Annotated in this window: 13 protein-coding genes; 10 read left to right on the plus strand and 3 right to left on the minus strand. The window is 57.8% G+C overall.

Going from position 1 to position 21,462, the window contains the following annotated elements:
* Positions 1–35 precede the first annotated feature (35 nt).
* The 3 genes from CHB79_RS14185 to CHB79_RS14195 all read right to left on the minus strand — a co-directional run bounded on the left by CHB79_RS14185 (position 36) and on the right by CHB79_RS14195 (position 6,994).
* Positions 36–989, minus strand: a complete 954-nt coding sequence (locus CHB79_RS14185) for a transglutaminase family protein (protein WP_089360409.1) — start codon at positions 987–989, stop codon at positions 36–38.
* Entirely contained in the window at positions 986–3,481 is a 2,496-nt protein-coding gene (locus CHB79_RS14190) for a circularly permuted type 2 ATP-grasp protein (RefSeq protein ID WP_089360410.1), read from the minus strand. The genes CHB79_RS14185 and CHB79_RS14190 overlap by 4 nt, the downstream gene beginning before the upstream one ends.
* A 204-nt stretch (positions 3,482–3,685) precedes the next feature.
* Entirely contained in the window at positions 3,686–6,994 is a 3,309-nt protein-coding gene (locus tag CHB79_RS14195) for a transglutaminase family protein (protein ID WP_089360411.1), read from the minus strand.
* Positions 6,995–7,332: 338 nt separating this feature from the next.
* On the opposite strand from CHB79_RS14195, the gene CHB79_RS14200 reads away from it, so the two are divergent.
* The 10 genes from CHB79_RS14200 (at position 7,333) to CHB79_RS14245 (ending at position 21,409) form a co-directional block, all read left to right on the plus strand.
* The gene (locus tag CHB79_RS14200) at positions 7,333–7,509 is read left to right on the plus strand and encodes a hypothetical protein (RefSeq protein WP_003244646.1); all 177 of its coding nucleotides are present in this window, start codon (positions 7,333–7,335) and stop codon (positions 7,507–7,509) included.
* A complete protein-coding gene (locus tag CHB79_RS14205) occupies positions 7,493–10,447 on the plus strand; it encodes a sensor histidine kinase (RefSeq protein WP_029529543.1) in 2,955 nt (984 codons plus the stop codon). The genes CHB79_RS14200 and CHB79_RS14205 overlap by 17 nt, the downstream gene beginning before the upstream one ends.
* A gap of 34 nt (positions 10,448–10,481) precedes the next feature.
* Positions 10,482–11,918, plus strand: a complete 1,437-nt coding sequence (locus CHB79_RS14210; protein ID WP_089360412.1) for a sigma-54-dependent transcriptional regulator — start codon at positions 10,482–10,484, stop codon at positions 11,916–11,918.
* 695 nt (positions 11,919–12,613) lie between these two features.
* Positions 12,614–14,020, plus strand: a complete 1,407-nt coding sequence (locus CHB79_RS14215) for a polynucleotide adenylyltransferase PcnB (RefSeq protein ID WP_010487594.1) — start codon at positions 12,614–12,616, stop codon at positions 14,018–14,020.
* Positions 14,021–14,026: 6 nt separating this feature from the next.
* Entirely contained in the window at positions 14,027–14,533 is a 507-nt protein-coding gene (gene folK, locus CHB79_RS14220) for a 2-amino-4-hydroxy-6-hydroxymethyldihydropteridine diphosphokinase (RefSeq protein WP_089360413.1), read from the plus strand.
* A gap of 239 nt (positions 14,534–14,772) precedes the next feature.
* The gene (gene panB, locus CHB79_RS14225) at positions 14,773–15,573 is read left to right on the plus strand and encodes a 3-methyl-2-oxobutanoate hydroxymethyltransferase (protein ID WP_010487590.1); all 801 of its coding nucleotides are present in this window, start codon (positions 14,773–14,775) and stop codon (positions 15,571–15,573) included.
* Positions 15,570–16,430: a pantoate--beta-alanine ligase gene (gene panC, locus CHB79_RS14230; protein ID WP_089360414.1), complete on the plus strand. Its 861-nt coding sequence runs from the start codon at positions 15,570–15,572 to the stop codon at positions 16,428–16,430. The genes panB and panC overlap by 4 nt, the downstream gene beginning before the upstream one ends.
* Positions 16,431–16,655: 225 nt before the next feature.
* Positions 16,656–18,320 (plus strand): glucose-6-phosphate isomerase, encoded by a 1,665-nt coding sequence (gene pgi, locus CHB79_RS14235; RefSeq protein WP_089360415.1) that lies wholly within the window; start codon positions 16,656–16,658, stop codon positions 18,318–18,320.
* 171 nt (positions 18,321–18,491) lie between these two features.
* The gene (gene acs / locus CHB79_RS14240; protein WP_089360416.1) at positions 18,492–20,429 is read left to right on the plus strand and encodes an acetate--CoA ligase; all 1,938 of its coding nucleotides are present in this window, start codon (positions 18,492–18,494) and stop codon (positions 20,427–20,429) included.
* 107 nt (positions 20,430–20,536) lie between these two features.
* Positions 20,537–21,409 carry an oxygenase MpaB family protein gene (locus tag CHB79_RS14245; protein WP_089360417.1) on the plus strand — a complete coding sequence of 291 codons (873 nt, stop codon included), beginning with the start codon at positions 20,537–20,539 and terminating at the stop codon, positions 21,407–21,409.
* The last annotated feature ends 53 nt before the right edge of the window (positions 21,410–21,462 follow it).

A 21,462-nucleotide genomic window follows, 5' to 3' on the forward strand; every position in this document is an offset into this window, starting at 1 on the left:
TAGCACGGGGAAAAAAACTTGCTGGAATATTGCATTCAGGCCTGTGCGATCGCCCCGTCTTCCGTGAGCGGCAGCACTGTCACCTGCACATCCGGGTCATGGCTTCCGCCCCCCAGGATGACACCATGCAATGGCGAGACATCCGCGAAATCACGGCCCCAGGCCAAGGTAATGTGTTCAAGCGCTGGACGAATATTATTGGTCGGATCAAAGTCGACCCAGCCCTGGCGCGGGCAATATACCGAAACCCAGGCATGGGAAGCATCGGCCCCAATCAGACGCGGCTGTCCCGGCGGTGGCTGCGTCAGCAAATAACCACTGACATAGCGGGCTGCCACGCCCTGCGAGCGCAAACAGGCCAGCATCAGGTGGGCAAAGTCCTGGCATACGCCCCGGCGCTCTTGCAACACCTGCAACAAAGGCGTCGCCACCTGCGTGGCCACTGCATCAAAGGTGAACTCGGTAAAGATCTTGTTCATAAGCGCCTGAACCGCAAGCAACAGCGGCCTGCGTGGCACAAAGCAATCCGCCGAGTACTTGGCGAAATTGTGCTTTACCTGAACATAAGGCGACTGAAAGCGAAACCTGCTGGCATCCAGCAAATCAGCAGGCAACGCCGTTCCGCTATAACTCAGCGCAGCGCATGCATCTTCCCAGGCTGGAGAGTCTTGCAACACCGCAGCCGGGCGCGCCAGCACGTCCAGGCGCATTTGGGCGCTGACTTTCAATGTGTCGTGCGGACGCTCAAACACCAAACGCGTCAGCGGATTGCCAAACACGTCCAAACCGTCATGGCGCATGCAGGGTTTGGGGCTGACTTCAAGCTGGCATTGATGCTTGACCTGCCAGGCACAATCTCGCGGCACCAAATGCGCCAATTGTTGCGCAAGTGATACAGGGGCCGAGTAACGGTAATGGGTGTCGTGAATCACCTGGTAGCGCGCCAGCTTTACCTCGGCCTCGTCATTGATAACCTGTGGCTTGCTCATGATGATTGCGTCCGCTGGCTGGCATCAACATGGACGAAGAAACGCAACGCCAGTTGATCAGATATCTCGGCACTGGCCTGGGCAATGCTCTCAAGCAACTGCGCCAACCCATTCAAGACGGCACGCACGCTGCTGGGGCCGAACAAGGAGTTTTCCAGGGTTGCAAGGCTAAAACCGCTGAGCTGACGCTCCAGGCTGGCCAGTTTCGACGAAGCAGGCAGGTCAAAGCGCTCGACCAGTCGGGCTTGGGAATTCAGTAGGGTTCGCAATTGGAACAACACCGCGTGTGGGTTCTGGTCATCGAGCAATAGCAGGTCGAGAACCGGAATGAGTTGGGCAGTCGCAAGGTAACGGGTACGGTAGGTGATGCTACTGTTACCCAACTCCAGCAACCACTCCAAAGCCGACTGATCATCGACCATCGGGCTGCGAATAAAACTGGCAATACTCTCGCTCATGAACTGAAGACGCTCAATGCAGCGACCTATCACCAGAAAGCGCCAGCCGTCGTCACGCGTCATGTCGTCCAGGGCAAACCCTGAAAGTGCCGCGAGCGACATCACCAAGCCATTGAGGAAATCCAGCGCCTCGCCAAAGTCCGTCTGCTGAACTTCAAGCTCCTGCGCCTCGATCTGCAACTCCAGCAAGGCCTGCCAGTTAGCTTGAGACAGCTTGCCGCGCACGCTGCCCGCGGTCCAGATCAGATGCTGCAGGTTAGTTCGCAGGCTGACCGGCCATTCATCGCCGAGCAATGCCTGCTCCAGGCGCTGCTCCAATGTCTGGCCGCCCTCCCCATCCGGCAACAGGCCAAGGCGCTCGCCCAGGCTCAACACGGCCTCAAGCGCGCGCGGGTCATCGTCATCATCGACATAGCGCGACAGCATGATTCGCAACAACCGTGCATTGCCCTCACAGCGAGAGCTATAACGCCCGAACCAGAACAGGTTTTCGACGATTCGCGACGGGAGATACGGGTCACTGCGGACCAGGTCGGCAACGCCCAAAGGTCGCATGCCCTGCCAGGACTCACTGCCCGTACTACGACTGCCCAGTACCCAAGTGTCTTTACTGGCGCCGCCGCGCTGCATCGAAACGACTTCCGCATCAGCTTGCGCGGCAACTCGGGTCAAGCCTCCCGGCATAACCCGATATCCATTTGGCCCGGCAACCGCAAACACCCGCATGCCAATGGCGCGCGGCGCCAAGCAGCGCTTGTCACTCTGCCAGACCGGGGCCTGCGACAACTGCGCAACTTCTTGCGCAACATAGGCGTAAGGTCGATTCCTAAGGCGCTGCTCCAGGGCTTCGCGCTGCGGTTCGTCGAGGTCACGGGCGAATACCGGATCAAAACTTTGCGAGGGGAAACTCGGGCGAATCAACAGCTCAGGTAATTTGCCAAGCGCCTCCTCCAGCACTGGCGGCTCTCCGCACCACCAACTGGCAATACTCGGCAACAGCAAAGGCTCGCCCAGCAGTTTTTCACTGATAGCGGGCAAGAAGCCAGAGAACCCCGGGGACTCAAGCACGCCACTACCCAATGCATTGGTGACCAGCACCCGCCCCTGGCGCACGGCATCGAGCAGGCCAGGTACGCCGAGCGCCGAGTCGATACGCAACTCCAGCGGGTCGCAGAAATCATCATCCAGACGCCGTAAAATCGCATGAACCCGGCGCAACCCGGCGAGGGTTTTAAGGTACACCGTGGCATCTCGGACGGTTAAATCGGTACCCTCAACCAATGGATAGCCCAGTTGACGGGCCAGATACAGGTGCTCGAAGTAGCTTTCGTTGAGGCGCCCCGCCGTCAGCACCACGACCAGCGGTGTCTCGCCGTCGGCAGGCGCTTGCCTGGCAATGGTTTCTTGCAGTGTGCGGAAGAAACCAGCGAGATGCTGCACCCGCATGTCACGGTAAAGATCCGGAAAGGCGCGTGAAACAATCTGCCGGTTTTCCAAGGCATAGCCCGCGCCAGATGGCGCCTGGGTTCGGTCTGCGGTGACCCACCAACGTCCATCGGGAGCACGCGCCAGGTCAACCGCATAAATATGCAGGTAGGTTGCGCCTGGTACCTCGATGCCCTGGCAGGGCCAGAGAAAATTGTTGTGTCCAAAGACCAGCTCAGCGGGCAGCAAGCCATCAGCGAGCAAGGTTTGCGGCCCGTACAGATCCGCCAGCACCTGATTGAGCAACTCGGCGCGCTGGGCGACCCCTTTGGCGATCACCTGCCATTCATCCGCAGCAATTACATTTGGCAGCAGATCCAGCTCCCACGGGCGATCGGCGCCTTCCGGGTCGGCATAAACGTTGTAGGTAATGCCATTTTCCTGGATTTGCCGCGCCAGCAAGTCCTGGCGCAGTTGCAACTGAAACGGCGTGTTACGCTGCAATTGCTCGACAATCCGCCGCCAATGAGGTCGTACCTGCCCGTCGGTGTCGAGCAGCTCGTTGTAGGCAGCATCATTGAGCGAATAGTCGGCAAGCAGGTCAGCCATCAAAATCTCAGACAGTCATTAACATGCGCGAACTTTAGCATTTGCGCGTAGGTATTTTTGAAGCATATCCGTAAATGCACCACCGGCCAGCCCTCGCTCGACAGCGAATACAGGCTGAGCCCGGAGCTCCACTGGCGCAATAACCCAAGCCATGGTTGCTGATTCGGGTTATTGCGCGCGGATAAGGCGCCATCAAACTCAAGGTTAGTCTTTGCGACCAGAAGGGCTCAGACGCAAGTCCAGCGTCATCGGCAATTCACCATTTGCAATCACCGCCCCTGGCGCGCGCTTGCCTGGACTGTGGCCGAGCCTGAAGAAGCGCGCCAAACGCCGACTTTCAGCCTCATAGGCATTAACCGGCAGGGTTTCGTAATTGCGCCCGCCAGGATGCGCAACATGGTACTGGCAGCCACCCAGAGAGCGGCTCATCCAGGTATCCAGCACATCAAACACCAAGGGCGCATGCACGCCAATGGTCGGTTGCAGGCAGTTGGCGGGCTGCCAGGCACGATAACGAACCCCTGCAACGAACTCGCCCACCTTGCCGGTCGAATGCAAAGGAACGGGCACGCCATTGCAGGTAATCACGTAGCGATCCGGCGCCATGCCGCGCACCTTGATCTGCATGCGCTCAAGGGATGAATCGACATAGCGAACAGTACCGCCTGCCGTGCCTTCCTCACCGAGCACATGCCAAGGCTCAAGCGCCTGGCGCAACTCCAGGTCGATGCCTTTGACATTGAAATCACCGGCTTTCGGGAAGCGGAACTCAAAGTGCGGCGCAAACCACTCGGCGCGAAACCTGTAACCCTCGGCGTTCAACTCCTGCAAGACATCATTGAAGTCCTGCTCGACATAATGCGCGAGCATGAACCGATCATGCAGTTCGGTGCCCCAGCGCACCAACCTCGCGGGTTGATAGGGCTGTTTCCAGAAACGTGCGATCAGCGCACGCAGCAACAGCTGTTGAGCCAGGCTCATTTGCGCATGTGGTGGCATTTCAAAGGCGCGCAGCTCAAGCAAGCCAAGCCGCCCCGAGGCTGAATCCGGTGAATAGAGTTTGTCGATGCAAAACTCGGCACGGTGCGTATTACCGGTAACGTCAACCAGCAAGTTACGCAGCAAGCGATCGACCAGCCACGGCGCGCACTCCTTGCCGGGTTCAGGCATTTGTGCAAAGGCCACTTCCAGTTCATAGAGCGCATCGTTGCGAGCTTCATCCACGCGCGGGGCTTGCGAGGTCGGGCCAATGAACAGCCCTGAAAACAAATACGACAGCGACGGATGATTGTGCCAATAGCTGATCAGGCTGCGCAGCAAATCTGGCCGCCGTAGAAAAGGTGAATCCGCCGGTGTCGCGCCACCGAGCACGAAATGATTACCGCCTCCAGTTCCGGTATGGCGACCATCTATCATGAATTTTTCACTGCTCAGGCGGCACTGCCGGGCAGTTTCATAAAGAAACTCGGTACGCTCGACCAATTCATCCCAACTCGCGGATGGGTGAATATTGACCTCAATGACCCCCGGGTCGGGCGTAACCCTGAAAAACTGCAGGCGCGGATCGCGCGGTGGCTCGTAACCTTCGAGCAACACCGGGCAATCCAGCTCAGCGGCAGTGGCTTCAATGGCGGCAACCAGCTCCAGATAATCTTCCAGGCGGGCCAGGGGCGGCATAAATAGATACAAGCGACCTTCGCGGGGCTCAGCACATAAAGCCGTACGCACAATGTCCTGGGCGGATGTGTGCAATGGCATTGGCTTTGCGGGTGTTCTTTGATTGCCTTGCCAGACGCCACGCACCTGATTTTGAACCTGGGTAGCTTGCGGCAACGGCGCCATTGGCTGTGAAGGATCGACCGGGTTGACGTAGGGATAATCTGCTTTGCTGACCCAAGGCTGGGACTCCAGGGGCAAGCGATAGCCCAACGGCGAATCACCTGGAATCAGCCAGCAATGCTCATCGCGCAGCTGCCAACTGCCGGTCTGCCACTCGGTTTCAGCGGCGTTACGCGCCAAGGGCAAGACATGGCCAATAATCTTATCCAGCCCCTGCTCGAAGACCTTGCGCAGGCGTGCGCGATCCAGTGGGTCGGCCAGGCGCGGATCATCCGGGGTCACGTTGCTGGGTAATTTGCGCTCACGCCACAGGTAGTAAAAGCTATCTTCATAGGCGGGAAAGCGGTGCTGCGCTGACAGCCCCAGGCGCCTGGCGAGGGTGTCGAGGAATGTGGCGGCCAAAGCTTCATCGGCGCCGTAATCATTGTGTTCATCGGCATACAATCTGGCATCGCGCCAGATTGGCTGGCCGTCACGCCGCCAGAAGCAGTTCAACGACCAACGCGGCAACTGCTCGCCGGGGTACCACTTGCCCTGGCCAAAATGGACCAGGGCATTGGGCGCGTAATGCTCGCGCAAACGGTGAAACAAATCAGCGGCCAGCAACCGTTTGTTCGGCCCCAACGCCGCAGTATTCCACTCGGCATCGTCGGGGTAATCAAGCGCCACGAATGTTGGCTCACCGCCCATGGTCAAGCGTACATCCGCGTCTTTGAGCGCTTGATCGATCTGTTTGCCCAGGCTGTTGATCGCCAGCCACTGCGCTTCGGTATAGGGCTTGGTGACACGTGGTGCCTGCCAGATACGTTCAACGCGCATTTCGTGAGAAAACTCGCATTCACACTCATCAACTCCACCACTGATTGGCGCAGCCGACGAAGGCTCGGGGCTGCAGGCCAGCGGAATGTGACCTTCGCCAGCAAATAAGCCACTGGTAGGATCCAGGCCAATCCAACCTGCGCCAGGCAAATAAACTTCGCACCAGGCATGCAGGTCCGTGAAATCGACATCGGTGCCCGAGGGGCCATCCAGCGATTTCACATCAGCCGTCAGTTGAATCAGGTAGCCAGAGGCGAAACGCGCGGCCAGGCCCAGCTGACGTAACAGTTGCACCATCAGCCAGGCGGTATCGCGGCATGAACCCGATGCATTCTCCAGGGTTTGCTCAGGGGTCTGTACACCTGGTTCCATGCGGATCAGGTACTTGATATCGCCCGCCAGGCGCTGGTTGATCGCCACCAGAAAATCAATGCTCGGCAATGGCTCGCGGGAAATACCTGCCAGGTACTTCGCAAATAATGGTGTGCTTGGCAAGGTCACCAAATAAGGTGCCAGCTCGCGCTGCTCGCTTTCGGTGTACTTGAACGGGATTTTTTCCGCGTAGGGTTCCAGAAAGAAATCGAACGGATTGAAGACCGCCATCTCCGCAACCAGGTCGACCTCGACTTTCAGCTCGCGCGTTTTTTCCGGAAACACCAAACGCGCCAGGTAATTGCCCTGCGGGTCCTGCTGCCAGTTGATAAAGTGCTCGCCAGGCTCGACGTTCAGCGCATAGGAAAGCACCCGGGTGCGGCTATGCGGAGCTGGACGTAAACGCACAATCTGCGGGCCCAGGTTAACGGCCCGGTCATACCGGTAATGGGTAACATGATGTAATGCGATATGGATCGACACAGCGGGCCTCCTGCTAGCCTGAGCGATAAACATGCTGCGCAAAACTTATGCCAGGGCCCTACTCCGTGGGTGTTCGAACCCAGGGCCAAGCGTTGAAGCACCAGAATCGCGCAGCCACGCATCTGCCACCGATCATACGCACAAAATAAGGTCCACAACCGGCGACTTGGCTCGAAACACAAGATTGGCTGATGGCCATTGCAGTTTAAAGATACAACCCAAGCTGTTATTCGTATCAGGCTGGCGCGCCTTGACGATGTTAACCATCAAGCATTCGCAAACTACGCAGCCGCGCACGCATCCGGTAACATCAGCAGACTCACGAAAAGAGATGCGGCATGTATATCTATCGACTCGTGCTGATTCTGGTGGTGGGAATTTACCTGTTTTCCCCGGCCATCATGGATTGGTGGATTGACCCCAACGGTGCCTGGTACCGACCTTATCTGCTTTGGCTGATTCTGATCGTGGTGACATTTATTCTGCAGAGTCAACGAGATGCCGATGAGCTTTAGTCTTGGCCAGCTGATACTCATCAGTGCCGCTTACCTGCTCATGCTGTTTGGCGTGGCCTGGGCCAGCGAGCACGGTTTGATCCCGCGTAAAATCATCCGCCATCCGCTGACCTATACCCTTTCCCTGGGTGTATACGCCAGCGCCTGGGCGTTCTATGGCACGGTTGGCCTTGCCTACCAATATGGCTATGGTTTTCTCGCCAGCTACCTGGGGGTTTCGGGCGCCTTCCTGCTGGCGCCGGTGCTGCTCTACCCGATATTACGTATCACCCGGACCTACCAGCTATCCTCGCTTGCCGACTTGTTTGCCTTTCGCTTCCGCAGCACCTGGGCCGGCGCGCTGACCACCATTTTCATGTTTATTGGGGTATTGCCGCTTCTCGCCCTGCAGATCCAGTCAGTGGCCGACACCATCAGCATTCTTACCCACGAGCCCATGCAGGCACGTGTTGCGATCAGTTTCTGCGTGCTGATCATCCTGTTTACCATTCTCTTTGGCGCACGCCACATCGCAACGCGAGAAAAGCATGAAGGCCTGGTTTTCGCCATTGCGTTCGAATCGGTGGTCAAGCTGGTGTCGATCAGCGCCATCGGTCTCTATGCACTCTATGCGGTATTTAACGGCCCCCACGATCTGGAACAGTGGCTGGTGCAGAACCAGGCAGCCCTGACCAGCCTGCATACACCGCTGCAGGAAGGCCCTTGGCGCACCTTGCTGCTGGTGTTTTTCGCCTCTGCGATCGTAATGCCACACATGTACCACATGACCTTTACCGAGAATATCAACCCACGGGCAATGGTTAGCGCCAGCTGGGGCCTGCCGCTGTTTCTACTATTGATGAGCCTGGCCGTCCCCCTGATTCTCTGGGCGGGACTCAAGCTCGGTGCGACCACCAATCCCGAATACTTCACCCTTGGCCTGGGCATGGCGGTCAATAGCCCGACACTGGTACTGATCGCCTATGTCGGTGGTTTATCAGCCTCCAGCGGCCTGATCATTGTCACCACCCTGGCGCTCTCGGGCATGCTGCTCAACCATGTGGTGCTACCGCTGTACCAGCCCCCGGCCGAAGGCAATATCTACCGTTGGCTGAAATGGACCCGACGCGCCCTGATCGTCTTGATCATCATGGCCGGCTACGGTTTCTACGCCCTGCTGCGTGCCGAGCAAGACCTGGCCAACCTGGGCATAGTGGCCTTTGTCGCTACCCTGCAGTTTCTTCCGGGGGTGCTCTCGGTTTTGTACTGGCCAACGGCCAATCGACGCGGTTTTATAGCCGGGTTGCTGGCAGGCATCATCGTCTGGGCCGTCAGCATGCTGATGCCATTGCTCGGCAACCTGCAGAACATCTACCTGCCTGTCGTAGAAATAGTTTATGTGCTCAACGACAGCAGCTGGCACCTTGCCGCAACCGGCTCACTCGCCGCCAACGTGTTGGTCTTCACCCTGGTCTCGCTGTTCAGCGAAGCCAGCGAGGAAGAAAAAAGTGCCGCACAAGCCTGCGCCGTGGATAACGTACGCCGTCCACAGCGCCGTGAACTGCTGGCTGCATCACCACAAGAATTTGCCACACAGCTTGCCAAGCCCCTCGGTGCCAAGACTGCTCAACGGGAAATCGAACAGGCGCTGCGCGACCTGCACTTGCCCTTCGACGAAAGCCGCCCGTATGCCCTGCGCCGATTGCGTGACCGTATCGAAGCGAACCTGTCAGGCTTGATGGGGCCCAGCGTGTCACAAGACATAGTCGAAACTTTCCTACCCTTCAAAAGTGGCAGCGAAGCCTATGTGACCGAAGACATACACTTTATAGAGAGCCGCCTTGAGGACTACCACTCACGCCTGACCGGTCTTGCAGCAGAGCTTGATGCACTGCGCCGCTATCACCGCCAGACCCTGCAGGAGCTGCCAATGGGGGTGTGTTCGCTGGCAAAGGATCAGGAAATCCTGATGTGGAACAAAGCCATGGAGGAACTGACAGGAGTGCCCGCACAGCGCGTGGTTGGGTCACGCCTGGGCACCCTGGGCGAGCCTTGGCGCAGCCTGCTGATGGACTTCATCGAATTGCCCGACCAGCACCTGCACAAGCACCGCCTGAGTGAAGACGGCATGATTCGCTGGCTCAGCCTGCATAAAGCCGCCATTATCGAACCCCTGGCGCCCGGCAACAGCGGGCTGGTGATTTTGCTCGAAGACATGACCGACACCCAGGTGCTCGAAGACAAATTGGTGCACTCCGAACGTTTGGCCAGTATTGGTCGGCTCGCCGCCGGCGTGGCCCACGAAATCGGCAACCCGATCACCGGCATCGCCTGCCTGGCGCAAAACCTGCGCGAAGAGCGCGAGGAAGACAGCGAGCTGACCGAAATCAGCCAGCAAATCATCGAGCAAACCAAACGCGTATCGAGAATTGTCCAATCGCTGATGAGCTTTGCCCACTCGGGCTCCCATCAACACGCCGATGAACCGGTGTGCCTGGCTGAAGTGGCACAAGATGCCATTGGTTTGCTCTCTTTAAACAGGCAAAGTGTCGAAGTACATTTTTATAATTTGTGTGATTGCGATCACTGGGTCGTGGGCGACCCGCAACGTTTGGCACAGGTGTTGATCAATCTGTTGTCCAATGCCCGCGACGCTTCATCCGCGAATACTGCCATCCGGGTCAAGAGCGAGGCTTTCGAGCATACCGTTGACCTGATTGTAGAGGACGAAGGGAGCGGCATTCCCAAGGCGATAATGGACCGTTTATTCGAGCCGTTTTTCACCACAAAAGATCCTGGCAGTGGAACCGGACTCGGCCTTGCGCTGGTCTATTCCATCGTGGAAGAGCATTATGGACAAATAACAATCGACAGCCCGGCTGATACCGAACTGCAACGGGGCACCCGAATCAGGGTGACATTGCCGCGGCATGTTGAAGCGACGTCAATAGCGACTTAAACCAGCGACCTGAGACCGTCGAGAGACCGAATTAATGCCTCATATTTTGATCGTCGAAGACGAAACCATTATCCGCTCTGCCTTGCGCCGCCTGCTTGAGCGCAACCAGTACGAAGTAAGCGAAGCCGGATCCGTACAAGAAGCCCAGGAGCGCTTCAGCATCCCCGGCTTTGACTTGATCGTCAGTGACTTGCGCTTGCCTGGCGCGCCCGGCACCGAACTGATAAAGCTCGGTGAAGGCACGCCTGTACTCATCATGACCAGCTACGCGAGCCTACGCTCAGCCGTGGATTCGATGAAGATGGGCGCAGTCGACTACATTGCCAAACCATTCGACCATGATGAAATGCTTCAAGCCGTTGCCCGCATCTTGCGCGACCATCAGGCCCTCAAGAGCAACCTAGGTGCAACTCCTGAACACACAACTGGTGCGCAACCGGTCAGCGACAAGGCAACCGACACCAGCAACGGCGAGATCGGCATCATCGGCTCATCACCGTCAATGCTTGAGCTTTACAGCAAAATCCGCAAAGTCGCGCCTACAGACTCCAATGTCCTGATTCAGGGTGAGTCGGGAACCGGTAAAGAGCTGGTAGCCCGAGCACTGCACAACCTCTCCAAGCGCGCGAAAGCGCCACTGATCTCGGTCAACTGCGCTGCAATTCCGGAAACCCTGATCGAATCCGAGCTTTTTGGTCACGAAAAAGGTGCCTTTACCGGTGCCAGTGCTGCACGCGCGGGCCTGGTTGAAGCCGCCGATGGCGGTACCTTGTTTCTTGATGAAATTGGCGAGTTGCCACTCGAAGCGCAAGCGCGACTGTTACGCGTATTGCAAGAAGGTGAAATTCGACGGGTTGGCTCGGTGCAATCACAAAAAGTCGATGTCCGCCTGATTGCCGCCACCCACCGCGATTTGAAAACCCTGGCCAAAACAGGGCAATTCCGTGAAGACCTTTATTACCGCCTGCATGTAATCGCGCTCAAGCTTCCAGCCCTGCGCGAACGCGGCAAGGACGTACTGGAAATTGCCCAGGCATTTCTCCAGCGTCAATCGGCGCGCATTGGCCGTAGCGACCTGCACTTCGCCGCAAATGCCGAACATGCAATTCGCCAGTACCCCTGGCCGGGTAATGTGCGCGAACTTGAAAACGCCATCGAGCGTGCGGTGATCCTGTGCGAAAGCCCGCTGATTACCGCCGAGCTGCTGGGTATAGATGTTGAGCTCGATGATATGGAGGACGATGACTTCGACAGCAGCATGTCGAACAGCGCCCAGACCAGCAACAACAGCCATGAGCCGACCGAGGACCTGTCGCTGGAGGACTACTTCCAGCACTTCGTCCTCGAGCACCAGGACCATATGACCGAAACCGAGTTGGCGCGCAAATTGGGCATCAGTCGCAAATGCCTGTGGGAACGCCGCCAGCGCCTGGGGATTCCTCGGCGCAAATCCGGTGCGGTCAACGGCTAAGCGCACCAGGCCTGGAGAGACATTCGAAGGCTGACGGGGTTCCACAGACTGTTACCGTTTCAATACTTAGTAACAAAAGCCGGGAGTTACGGTAACGTCACCCCGGCTTTTTTGTATCTGCCCATGACCCTCAATAATCGTAAGTCGTTGATTTTAAAGGATTCACAAAAGCTGGCACGGCAAATGCTTTATCTATTGCACAACAACAATAACAAGCAGCAAAAAAGATAATAAAAATAAAACGTAACGACTCCAGTACAACAAAAACAACAGGACAGGAGGCGCAGAAAACTGATTCTTTTGGAGAGGATGTGCTTTTGGGGCTTGCCCCGCGACCAGGTAGAGAACAACAAAACTGCTTATAAGCAGCACCTGAACTGGTTGGATCACGGAACGATCATTGCAATGTCAGCATCCAAAGAAATCCGTTTGCTACTAACTCCCGACTTGGGAGATTTTCCTAAGGCCTCAGGCCAAAAGGAACGGGCAATTGAACAAAAACAACAAGCCCGAAATAATAATAACAATAAAGCACGTAACCATTTAAGAGGGAGCTTCGGCTCCCTCAGTGCTTTACGCATTTCGACAATGATTCACCTCCCTCCTACACCATATCCCCGCATAATGCTAGAATCCGCGCCAATCCTGCGGTCAACATTAATTCTGGCCGGCCATTTCGCTATACAGTGCATCCCATGCTGAAAAAGCTGTTCAAGTCGTTACGCCCTCCTGTACGCAATGCAAAGCATGCGCACAGCACTCCTGTTGTGCTCAATAGCAACCAACACCCTATCCAGCGCGGGCAAATCAGTCGCTACGCCATAAGTGTCGTCGAGCGCCTACAAAACGCTGGCTATCAGGCATTCCTGGTCGGCGGCTGTGTCCGTGACCTGCTGCTCGATGTCGAACCGAAAGACTTCGACGTCTCGACCAGTGCCACGCCTGAACAGGTACGCGCCGAATTTCGTAATGCCCGGGTTATCGGGCGCCGCTTCAAACTGGTGCATGTGCATTTTGGTCGCGAGATCATCGAAGTTGCGACCTTTCGCGCCAACCACCCACAGGGTGATGAAGAAGAAAACAGCAACCTGTCTTCACGCAACGAGAACGGTCGGATCCTGCGCGACAACGTATACGGCAATCTGGAAGACGATGCCCAACGCCGCGACTTCACCATCAATGCGCTGTACTACGATCCATCCAACGAGCGCATTCTTGACTACGCCAACGGTGCCCACGATATCCGCAACAACCTGGTACGCCTGATCGGCGACCCGACCCAACGCTATCAGGAAGACCCCGTGCGCATGCTGCGGGCGATTCGCTTCGCGGCAAAGCTCGACTTTGACATTGAGAAACACAGCGCTGCGCCAATCTACAAGCTGGCGCCGCTGTTGAATGAAATTCCTTCTGCCCGCCTGTTTGATGAAGTGCTCAAACTGTTTCTCGCAGGCTATGCGGTCTACACCTACGAACTGCTGGTCGACTACGGCCTGTTTGGCCAACTGTTCCCTGCCTCAGCTGCCGCACTCAAGCAAAACCCGGAGTACACCGACGACCTGATCCACAATGCCTTGGTCAACACCGACCAGCGCATCAAGCAGGGCAAGACCGTAACCCCGGCGTTCATCTTTGCCGCGCTGCTCTGGCCTGCACTGCCCGCCCGGGTTCTTCGCTTGCAGGAACGCGGTATGCCGCCGATCCCGGCCATGCAGGAAGCCGCGCACGAATTGATTGCCGAGCAATGCCAGCGCATCGCTATTCCCAAGCGCTTTACCATGCCTATCCGTGAAATATGGGACATGCAGGAACGTTTGCCGCGCCGCAGCGGAAAACGCGCCGATGCACTGCTGGACAACCCTCGCTTCCGTGCCGGTTATGACTTCCTGTTACTGCGTGAAAGTGCTGGCGAACAAACCAATGGCCTCGGCGATTGGTGGACTCTCTACCAGGACGCCAGTGACAGCGAGCGCCGCAACATGATTCGCGACCTCAGCGCCAAAGATGACAGCGCAGGCGCACCGCGCAAGCGTCGCCGGACCAACAATCGCCGCAAACGCAACCCGGCGGCCGACAACAGTCCCGCCCAAAGCAACGACTAACGACTAATGACACGCGTCTATATTGGCCTGGGCAGCAACCTGGCAACGCCGCAACAGCAACTCAATGTAGCGTTGGCGGCGCTCGCCAGGATTGAGCAAACGCAGCTGGTCGCACAATCGAGCTTCTACGCCAGCGACCCGCTGGGCCCAGCAGATCAGCCACGCTACCTCAATGCAGTGGCAGCGCTCGACACTCAACTGAGTCCGCTGCAGCTACTGGACGCCTTGCAGGCCATAGAGCTCGAACAGGGTCGTGAACGCAAAGATCAGCGCTGGGGGCCTCGAACACTCGACCTGGACATCCTGTTGTTCGGCCAGCAAAGGCTCAACGAACCCCGCCTGACCGTGCCGCACTATCATATGCATGCGCGAGCCTTTGTCCTGTATCCGCTCGCCGAGCTTGCCCCTGAGCTGCAATTGCCGGATGGTCGATCCTTATCCACCTTGCTTGCCCAGTGCCCATTCGAAGGCCTTGAACGCCTGCCAGGCACAGGCCAGTCGTCACCGAAGTAACACCTCTTGATAGCGAGCAAAATCGCAGCTTGGAGGCAGTGTTTACGGGCCCGGCAAGCCATCGAGACCGACATCGCAATACAACCTCGGTAACAAGCGGGTAACACCTGCAATTGACTTAGGGCTTCGTCATCAGGACTATAGGCGTCCCGTTGCCCAGCACCGGTGCAAACCGAGGCCAATGCAGGCCAAATTAGAGCAGCTATCTGCTTGATAATGCCTGAGTGAGGACAATCTAAATGCCTGATATCACCCTGACTACTCTGCAAAGCCTCAAGCAAAGCGGCGAAAAGATCGCCATGCTGACCAGTTACGATGCCACCTTCGCCCATGCGGCCAGCCAGGCTGGTGTGGATGTGATACTGGTTGGCGATTCGCTGGGCATGGTCCTACAAGGCCACGACAGCACACTGCCCGTAACCACAGCTGAAATGGCTTATCACGTGGCCTCTGTCAAACGCGGCAACCAGGGCGCGCTTATCGTTGCTGACTTGCCATTCATGGCCTACGCGACCACTGAACAAACCATGAGCAACGCCGCAAGCCTGATGCAGGCCGGTGCGCACATGGTCAAGCTCGAAGGTGCGCTCTGGCTGGCTGAACCCATCCGCCTGCTGGCCGAACGTGGCATCCCGGTGTGCGCGCACCTGGGCCTCACACCCCAGGCTGTAAATGTGTTGGGTGGCTACAAGGTACAAGGCCGCCAGGAGGCCCAGGCCCGACAAATGCGCGCCGACGCCATGGCCCTCGAACAAGCTGGAGCGGCCATGCTGCTTCTCGAGTGTGTGCCGAGCGAACTGGCGACTGAAATCACCCAGGCGGTCAATATTCCAGTGATAGGTATCGGCGCCGGTGGCGGCACAGACGGCCAGGTACTGGTGGTCCATGACATGCTGGGCCTGTCACTCACTGGCCGTGCGCCCAAATTCGTGAAGAACTTCATGGTCGGACAAAATAGCATCCAGGGTGCCCTGACTGCCTACGTCAGGGCCGTCAAAGACCAAAGCTTCCCAGCTGCCGAACATGGATTCTCTGCATGAACACGGTTAAAACCGTTCGCGAATTACGCGCTGCTGTTGCGGCCGCCCGTGCCGAAGGTAAACACATCAGCCTGGTCCCGACCATGGGCAACCTCCATGCAGGGCACGTGGCACTGGTCGAGAAAGCCGCTCAACGCAGCGACTTCGTGGTGGCGAGCATATTTGTAAACCCGCTGCAATTCGGGGCCAATGAAGACCTCGACAAATACCCGCGCACCTTGGCTGCCGATCAAGAAAAACTGATCAAGGCCGGTTGCAACCTGCTCTTCACCCCTAGCGTTGAAGAGATGTACCCACAAGGCATGAACGAACAAACCCGGGTCAGCGTCCTCGGTGTTTCCGAAGGCCTGTGCGGCGCCAGTCGCCCTGGCCACTTCGACGGCGTGGCGACTGTGGTCAGCAAGCTGTTCAACATGGTCCAGCCTGACCTGGCGATCTTCGGCCAAAAGGACTTCCAGCAACTGGCCGTCATCCGCACCCTGGTCAACGACCTGAACATGCCAATCCAGATTATTGGCGAACCGACGGTCCGCTCGGCCGACGGTTTGGCGCTGTCGTCTCGCAACGGTTACCTGAGTGACGAGCAACGCAAGGCCGCAACCGTTCTGTACCGCTCGTTGCAGGAGATGGCCGCGGCACTCAAAGCCGGCGAGCGCGACCTTGAAAAGCTGATCACTCATGCACAAAGCCAGCACACAGCGGCTGGCTTTCGCCCGGACTACCTTGAAGTGCGTGAGGCCAATACTTTGCGCCCGGTCACCGCAGAAGACCGTCATCTGGTTATTCTGGTTGCAGCCTTTATCGGTAATACCCGACTGATCGACAACCTGTTGGTCGATCTCGACACGCCCGCATAAGCATCCCGCTCATGGATGAGCCTACCCCTGCATCAGTGGCGGGTCTCTAGACAAGTTGCCAGGATAAGCGGCTAAGCTAAAAGCTGCTTGTGCGGCTGGTAACAAGGCCCGTTCTAGCAGTAACGTAGCAACTTGCAGTTGGCTGGGGTCAACGCAGGATGCAATGAACCTGTGACCGCAACCCTGGACAAACCTACAATTCTCCATAAAAGGAAGCCCGCGCCAATGCCGTATTACCAGCAGCCTCTCGATGTTACTGCCCAGCCCATTTGGCAAGCGCTCCAGGCACATCGAACCAGCTTGCAGAACTTCAGCATGCGCGAAGCATTCGCCAACGACCCCCAGCGTTTCTCGACTTTCAGCCTGAGCGGTTGTGGCCTGTTCCTCGACTATTCGAAGAACCTGATGACCACTGAAACCCGCGACCTGCTGGTCAAGCTGGCACGCGATGTTGACCTGCAAGCCGCCATCGATGCCATGTTCCGCGGCGAACACCTCAATGCCTCCGAAGGCCGTCCCGCCCTGCATACCGCCCTGCGCCGCCCTATCGGCGACAAGGTGCTGGTCGAGGGCGTCGATGTCATGCCTCAGGTCCAACAGGTACTCAACAAGATGACCGCTTTGGTTGGCAGCGTGCATGACGGCCTGTGGCGCGGTTACACCGACAAGCCAATCACCGACGTGGTCAACATCGGCATCGGTGGCTCCTTCCTCGGCCCGCAACTGGTCTCCGAAGCCTTGCTGCCCTTTGCCCAGCGCGGCGTACGCTGTCACTACCTGGCCAATATCGACGGCAGCTCATTTCACGACCTTGCAGCCAAGCTGCGCGCCGAAACCACACTGTTTATCGTCTCGTCAAAATCGTTCAGCACCCTGGAAACCCTGAAGAACGCGCAAGCGGCGCGGGCCTGGTACCTGGCCCAAGGCGGCAGCGAGGCGGAGCTCTACCGCCACTTCATTGCGGTGTCGAGCAACACCACGGCCGCCGTGGCCTTTGGCATTCGCGAAGAAAACATCTTCCCGATGTGGGATTGGGTAGGCGGTCGTTACTCGCTGTGGTCGGCGATTGGCTTGCCGATTGCGATGACCATCGGCATGTCCAACTTCAAGGAATTACTCTCCGGTGCCTACAGCATGGACCGGCACTTCCAGACTGCGCCGTTTGAACAGAACATGCCGGTTCTCATGGCGTTGCTCGGTGTCTGGTATGGCAACTTCTGGGGTGCCCAGAGCCAGGCGATCCTGCCGTACGACCACTATTTGCGCAACATCACCAAGCACTTGCAGCAGCTCGACATGGAGTCCAACGGCAAGTCGGTGATGCAAGATGGCAACCCGGTGAACTGTGCGACAGGCCCGGTGATCTGGGGCGGCGTCGGCTGTAATGGCCAGCATGCCTATCACCAACTATTGCATCAGGGCACCCTACTGATTCCGGCAGACTTCATCGTGCCAGTGGTCAGCTATAACCCCGTGGCCGACCATCACCAATGGCTGTACGCCAACTGCCTGTCGCAAAGCCAGGCACTGATGCTCGGCAAGAGCTTTAGCGAAGCCCAGGCCGAGCTGCGTAACCAGGGCATGGATGAGGCTAAGATCGCCGAACTGGCGCCGCACAAGGTGATTCCCGGCAACCGCCCCAGCAACACCTTGGTGCTGGAGCGTATCAGCCCACGTCGCCTCGGCGCGCTGGTTGCCTTGTATGAACACAAAGTCTTCACCCAAAGCGTTATCTGGGGCATCAACGCCTTCGATCAGTGGGGTGTGGAACTGGGCAAGGAACTGGGCAAGGGGGTTTATTCGCGCCTGACGGGCACCGAGCAGAATGGCGCAGAAGACGCCTCGACCCAAGGCTTGATCGACTTCTTCCGCGCCAGGCATCGCGGCTAAATGCGTCTTGCAGCTCCCCATAGACCCCGGCAATTGCCGGGGTTTTGCTTATCCGCACAAAGATTGTATGCAGAGGTTACCGCCTGGCCTTGAGCGCCATACCTATCGACAATCACTGCTCATGGGGTGCTAACCTAAAACAATCGCGGATAAAAAAATAAGGAGCCCGCCATGTTTGAAGTCACTCGCCACCCGGTTGCCGATGATGTTCGCCAGCGCGCGCACATCAATAACGACGACTACTTGCGCCTGTACCAGCAATCGATCGAGCAGCCTGAAACCTTCTGGGCCGAACAGGCCAAGGCATTCCTCGACTGGTTCGAGCCCTGGCAAAGCGTGCGCAAGGTCGACATGCGCAAGGGCCATGCGAGCTGGTTCAAGGGCGGTAAGCTCAACGTCAGCTTCAACTGTATTGATCGTCACCTTGCCGAGCATGGCGAGCAAATTGCGCTGATCTGGGAGGGTGACAACCCGGCAGAGTCGGCCAACATCACCTACTCCAAGCTGCACCACAACGTATGCCGCCTGGCCAACGTGCTGAAAAGCCGTGGCGTGGAAAAAGGTGATCGGGTCTGTATCTATATGCCAATGATCCCGGAAGCCGCCTACGCCATGCTGGCCTGCACACGCATTGGCGCCGTGCACTCGGTGGTGTTCGGTGGTTTCAGCCCCGATGCCCTGCGTGACCGGATTCTCGACGCAGACTGCCGCACCGTGATCACCGCCGATGAAGGGGTACGCGGCGGAAAGTACGTGCCGCTCAAGGCCAATGTCGACAAAGCACTGCAAAGCTGCCCGAACGTCTCCACCGTGATCGTTGCCCAGCGCACCGAAGGGGACGTGCAATGGGTTAAAGGTCGTGACATCTGGTATCACGAAGCCATGCACGACGCGAGCGCCGACTGCCCGCCAGAGCCGATGGATGCCGAGGATCCGTTATTCATCCTCTATACCTCCGGCAGTACGGGCAAGCCCAAAGGCGTATTGCACACCACCGGCGGCTACTTGCTGCAGGCCGCAATGACCCACAAATATGTGTTCGACTACCATCCGGACGATGTCTACTGGTGCACAGCCGATGTCGGCTGGGTCACGGGCCACAGTTATATCGTGTATGGCCCACTGGCCAATGCCGCAACCAGCCTGATATTCGAAGGCGTGCCCAATTACCCTGATGCCTCGCGTTTCTGGCAGGTGATCGACAAGCATCAGGTCAATATCTTCTACACCGCACCAACGGCCCTGCGCGCGCTAATGCGTGAAGGTAACGACTTGGTCAAAAGCACTTCGCGCAGCAGTCTAAGGTTGCTGGGCAGCGTCGGCGAGCCGATCAACCCGGAAGCCTGGGAGTGGTATTTCAATGTGGTCGGGGACAGGCGTTGCCCGGTGGTGGACACCTGGTGGCAGACCGAGACAGGCGCCATCATGATAACCCCACTGCCAGGTGCCACTGACCTGAAGCCCGGTTCAGCCACTCGCCCATTCTTTGGCGTGCAACCGGTGCTGCTTGATGAGCAGGGCAAGGAAATCGACGGCGCCGGCTCGGGTGTCCTGGCGATAAAAGCCAGTTGGCCAAGCCAGATCCGCAGTATCTACGGCGACCACCAGCGCATGATTGATACCTATTTCTCGGCCTACCCCGGCTATTACTTCAGCGGCGACGGTGCACGCCGTGATGAAGATGGTTACTACTGGATCACCGGACGGGTCGATGACGTCATCAATGTCTCCGGCCACCGCATTGGTACCGCAGAAGTCGAAAGCGCGCTGGTGCTGCATGACGCGGTCGCAGAAGCCGCAGTTGTCGGCTACCCGCATGACCTCAAGGGCCAGGGCATCTATGCCTTCGTCACGCCAATGAATGGGGTGGAAGTCAGCGACGCCCTGCAACAGGAACTACTGGCGCTGGTCAGCAAGGAAATTGGTAGTTTTGCCAAGCCGGAGTTAATGCAGTGGGCGCCCGGCTTGCCGAAAACCCGTTCAGGCAAAATCATGCGCCGCATCCTGCGCAAAATTGCCTGCAATGAGCTCGACACATTGGGCGACACCTCAACCCTGGCGGACCCATCGGTAGTCGACGATCTAATCGACAAGCGCCTCAATCGCTAAAGGTCAGGCGCGCGCCCCGTTGAAACCCATTGCCAGGTTTTAAGGGGGCCAAGCGCCATATTGCCGTCTATCTTGTAGCCCTGGCGGATAAACCGCACACTTGCGCCATGGAATATATTCGCCGAAAAATCGAAACTCAGGTTCTAGGGCTCAGCGGCATAGCGCTGGGGCAAATCGACTTTGAGAATCCCAAGGGCGACCCCGGCCTATTTGGCCCCGAATCGATCAGCTGGCAGGTGCATGGCGACTTCACCAGCATGCTGGTCGGCGGTATCAGTGCCCTGTTATTGCAGGCGCTGCATCCATTGGCCCTGGCTGGGGTGTGGGATCATTCGAACTTTCGTGAAGACTTGCTTGGCCGCTTGCGACGTACCGGCCAGTTCATATCCGGCACCACCTTCGGCGCCAAGGCCGATGCCGACTGGTTGATCGAAAAGGTCAAGACCATTCACTTGCACGTCACAGGTGTTGCCCCCGACGGACGCCCTTACGCGGCCAGCGACCCGCAGCTTCTGACCTGGGTTCACGTGGCCGAAGTGCACAGTTTTCTGCAGTCGCACCTGCGCTACCGCAACCCGTATTTATCCGGCGCGGACCAAGACCGCTACTACGCCGAAGTGGCACTGATTGCCGAACGGCTGGGCGCAACCGAGGTTCCGCGTTCACGTGCAGCAATTACCCAGTACCTCGAAGACATACGACCGCAGTTACTGTGCGATGAGCGCTCACTGGAAATTCTGCGAATCCTGCTCAATGCCCCCGCGCCAAGCGTGCTCGCGGGATTTGCCGCAAAGCTCTTTATGCAAGGCGGCATTGACCTGCTGCCGGGCTGGGCCCAGGACATGCTGGGACAGTCAGTCAGCAAGCGACGAAGCCGCCTGATTCGTCTGGGCATCCACCGCCTTGCGCCTCTGCTGCGCTGGGCTGTACGCAACGGTTCGATACATCGCGCGCGCCGCCGCCTGGGCATTGCCAACTAAGCTCAAGGCTGGTCGCACTTCCAGGCGATGTGCCAACATAGGGCCCATCCACG

It is taken from the genome of Pseudomonas segetis, assembly GCF_900188155.1.
In the GTDB taxonomy this organism is placed as follows: domain Bacteria; phylum Pseudomonadota; class Gammaproteobacteria; order Pseudomonadales; family Pseudomonadaceae; genus Aquipseudomonas; species Aquipseudomonas segetis.

What these genes read in the sequence shown, in the direction of transcription:
- acs (WP_089360416.1), top strand. Translation starts at nt 18,492, where the DNA reads ATGTTTGAAGTCACTCGCCACCCGGTTGCCGATGATGTTCGCCAGCGC.
- panB (WP_010487590.1), top strand. Translation starts at nt 14,773, where the DNA reads ATGCCTGATATCACCCTGACTACTCTGCAAAGCCTCAAGCAAAGCGGC.
- CHB79_RS14245 (WP_089360417.1), top strand. Translation starts at nt 20,537, where the DNA reads ATGGAATATATTCGCCGAAAAATCGAAACTCAGGTTCTAGGGCTCAGC.
- pgi (WP_089360415.1), top strand. Translation starts at nt 16,656, where the DNA reads ATGCCGTATTACCAGCAGCCTCTCGATGTTACTGCCCAGCCCATTTGG.
- CHB79_RS14185 (WP_089360409.1), bottom strand. Translation starts at nt 989, where the DNA reads ATGAGCAAGCCACAGGTTATCAATGACGAGGCCGAGGTAAAGCTGGCG.
- CHB79_RS14200 (WP_003244646.1), top strand. Translation starts at nt 7,333, where the DNA reads ATGTATATCTATCGACTCGTGCTGATTCTGGTGGTGGGAATTTACCTG.
- CHB79_RS14190 (WP_089360410.1), bottom strand. Translation starts at nt 3,481, where the DNA reads ATGGCTGACCTGCTTGCCGACTATTCGCTCAATGATGCTGCCTACAAC.
- panC (WP_089360414.1), top strand. Translation starts at nt 15,570, where the DNA reads ATGAACACGGTTAAAACCGTTCGCGAATTACGCGCTGCTGTTGCGGCC.
- CHB79_RS14210 (WP_089360412.1), top strand. Translation starts at nt 10,482, where the DNA reads ATGCCTCATATTTTGATCGTCGAAGACGAAACCATTATCCGCTCTGCC.
- CHB79_RS14205 (WP_029529543.1), top strand. Translation starts at nt 7,493, where the DNA reads ATGCCGATGAGCTTTAGTCTTGGCCAGCTGATACTCATCAGTGCCGCT.
- CHB79_RS14215 (WP_010487594.1), top strand. Translation starts at nt 12,614, where the DNA reads ATGCTGAAAAAGCTGTTCAAGTCGTTACGCCCTCCTGTACGCAATGCA.
- folK (WP_089360413.1), top strand. Translation starts at nt 14,027, where the DNA reads ATGACACGCGTCTATATTGGCCTGGGCAGCAACCTGGCAACGCCGCAA.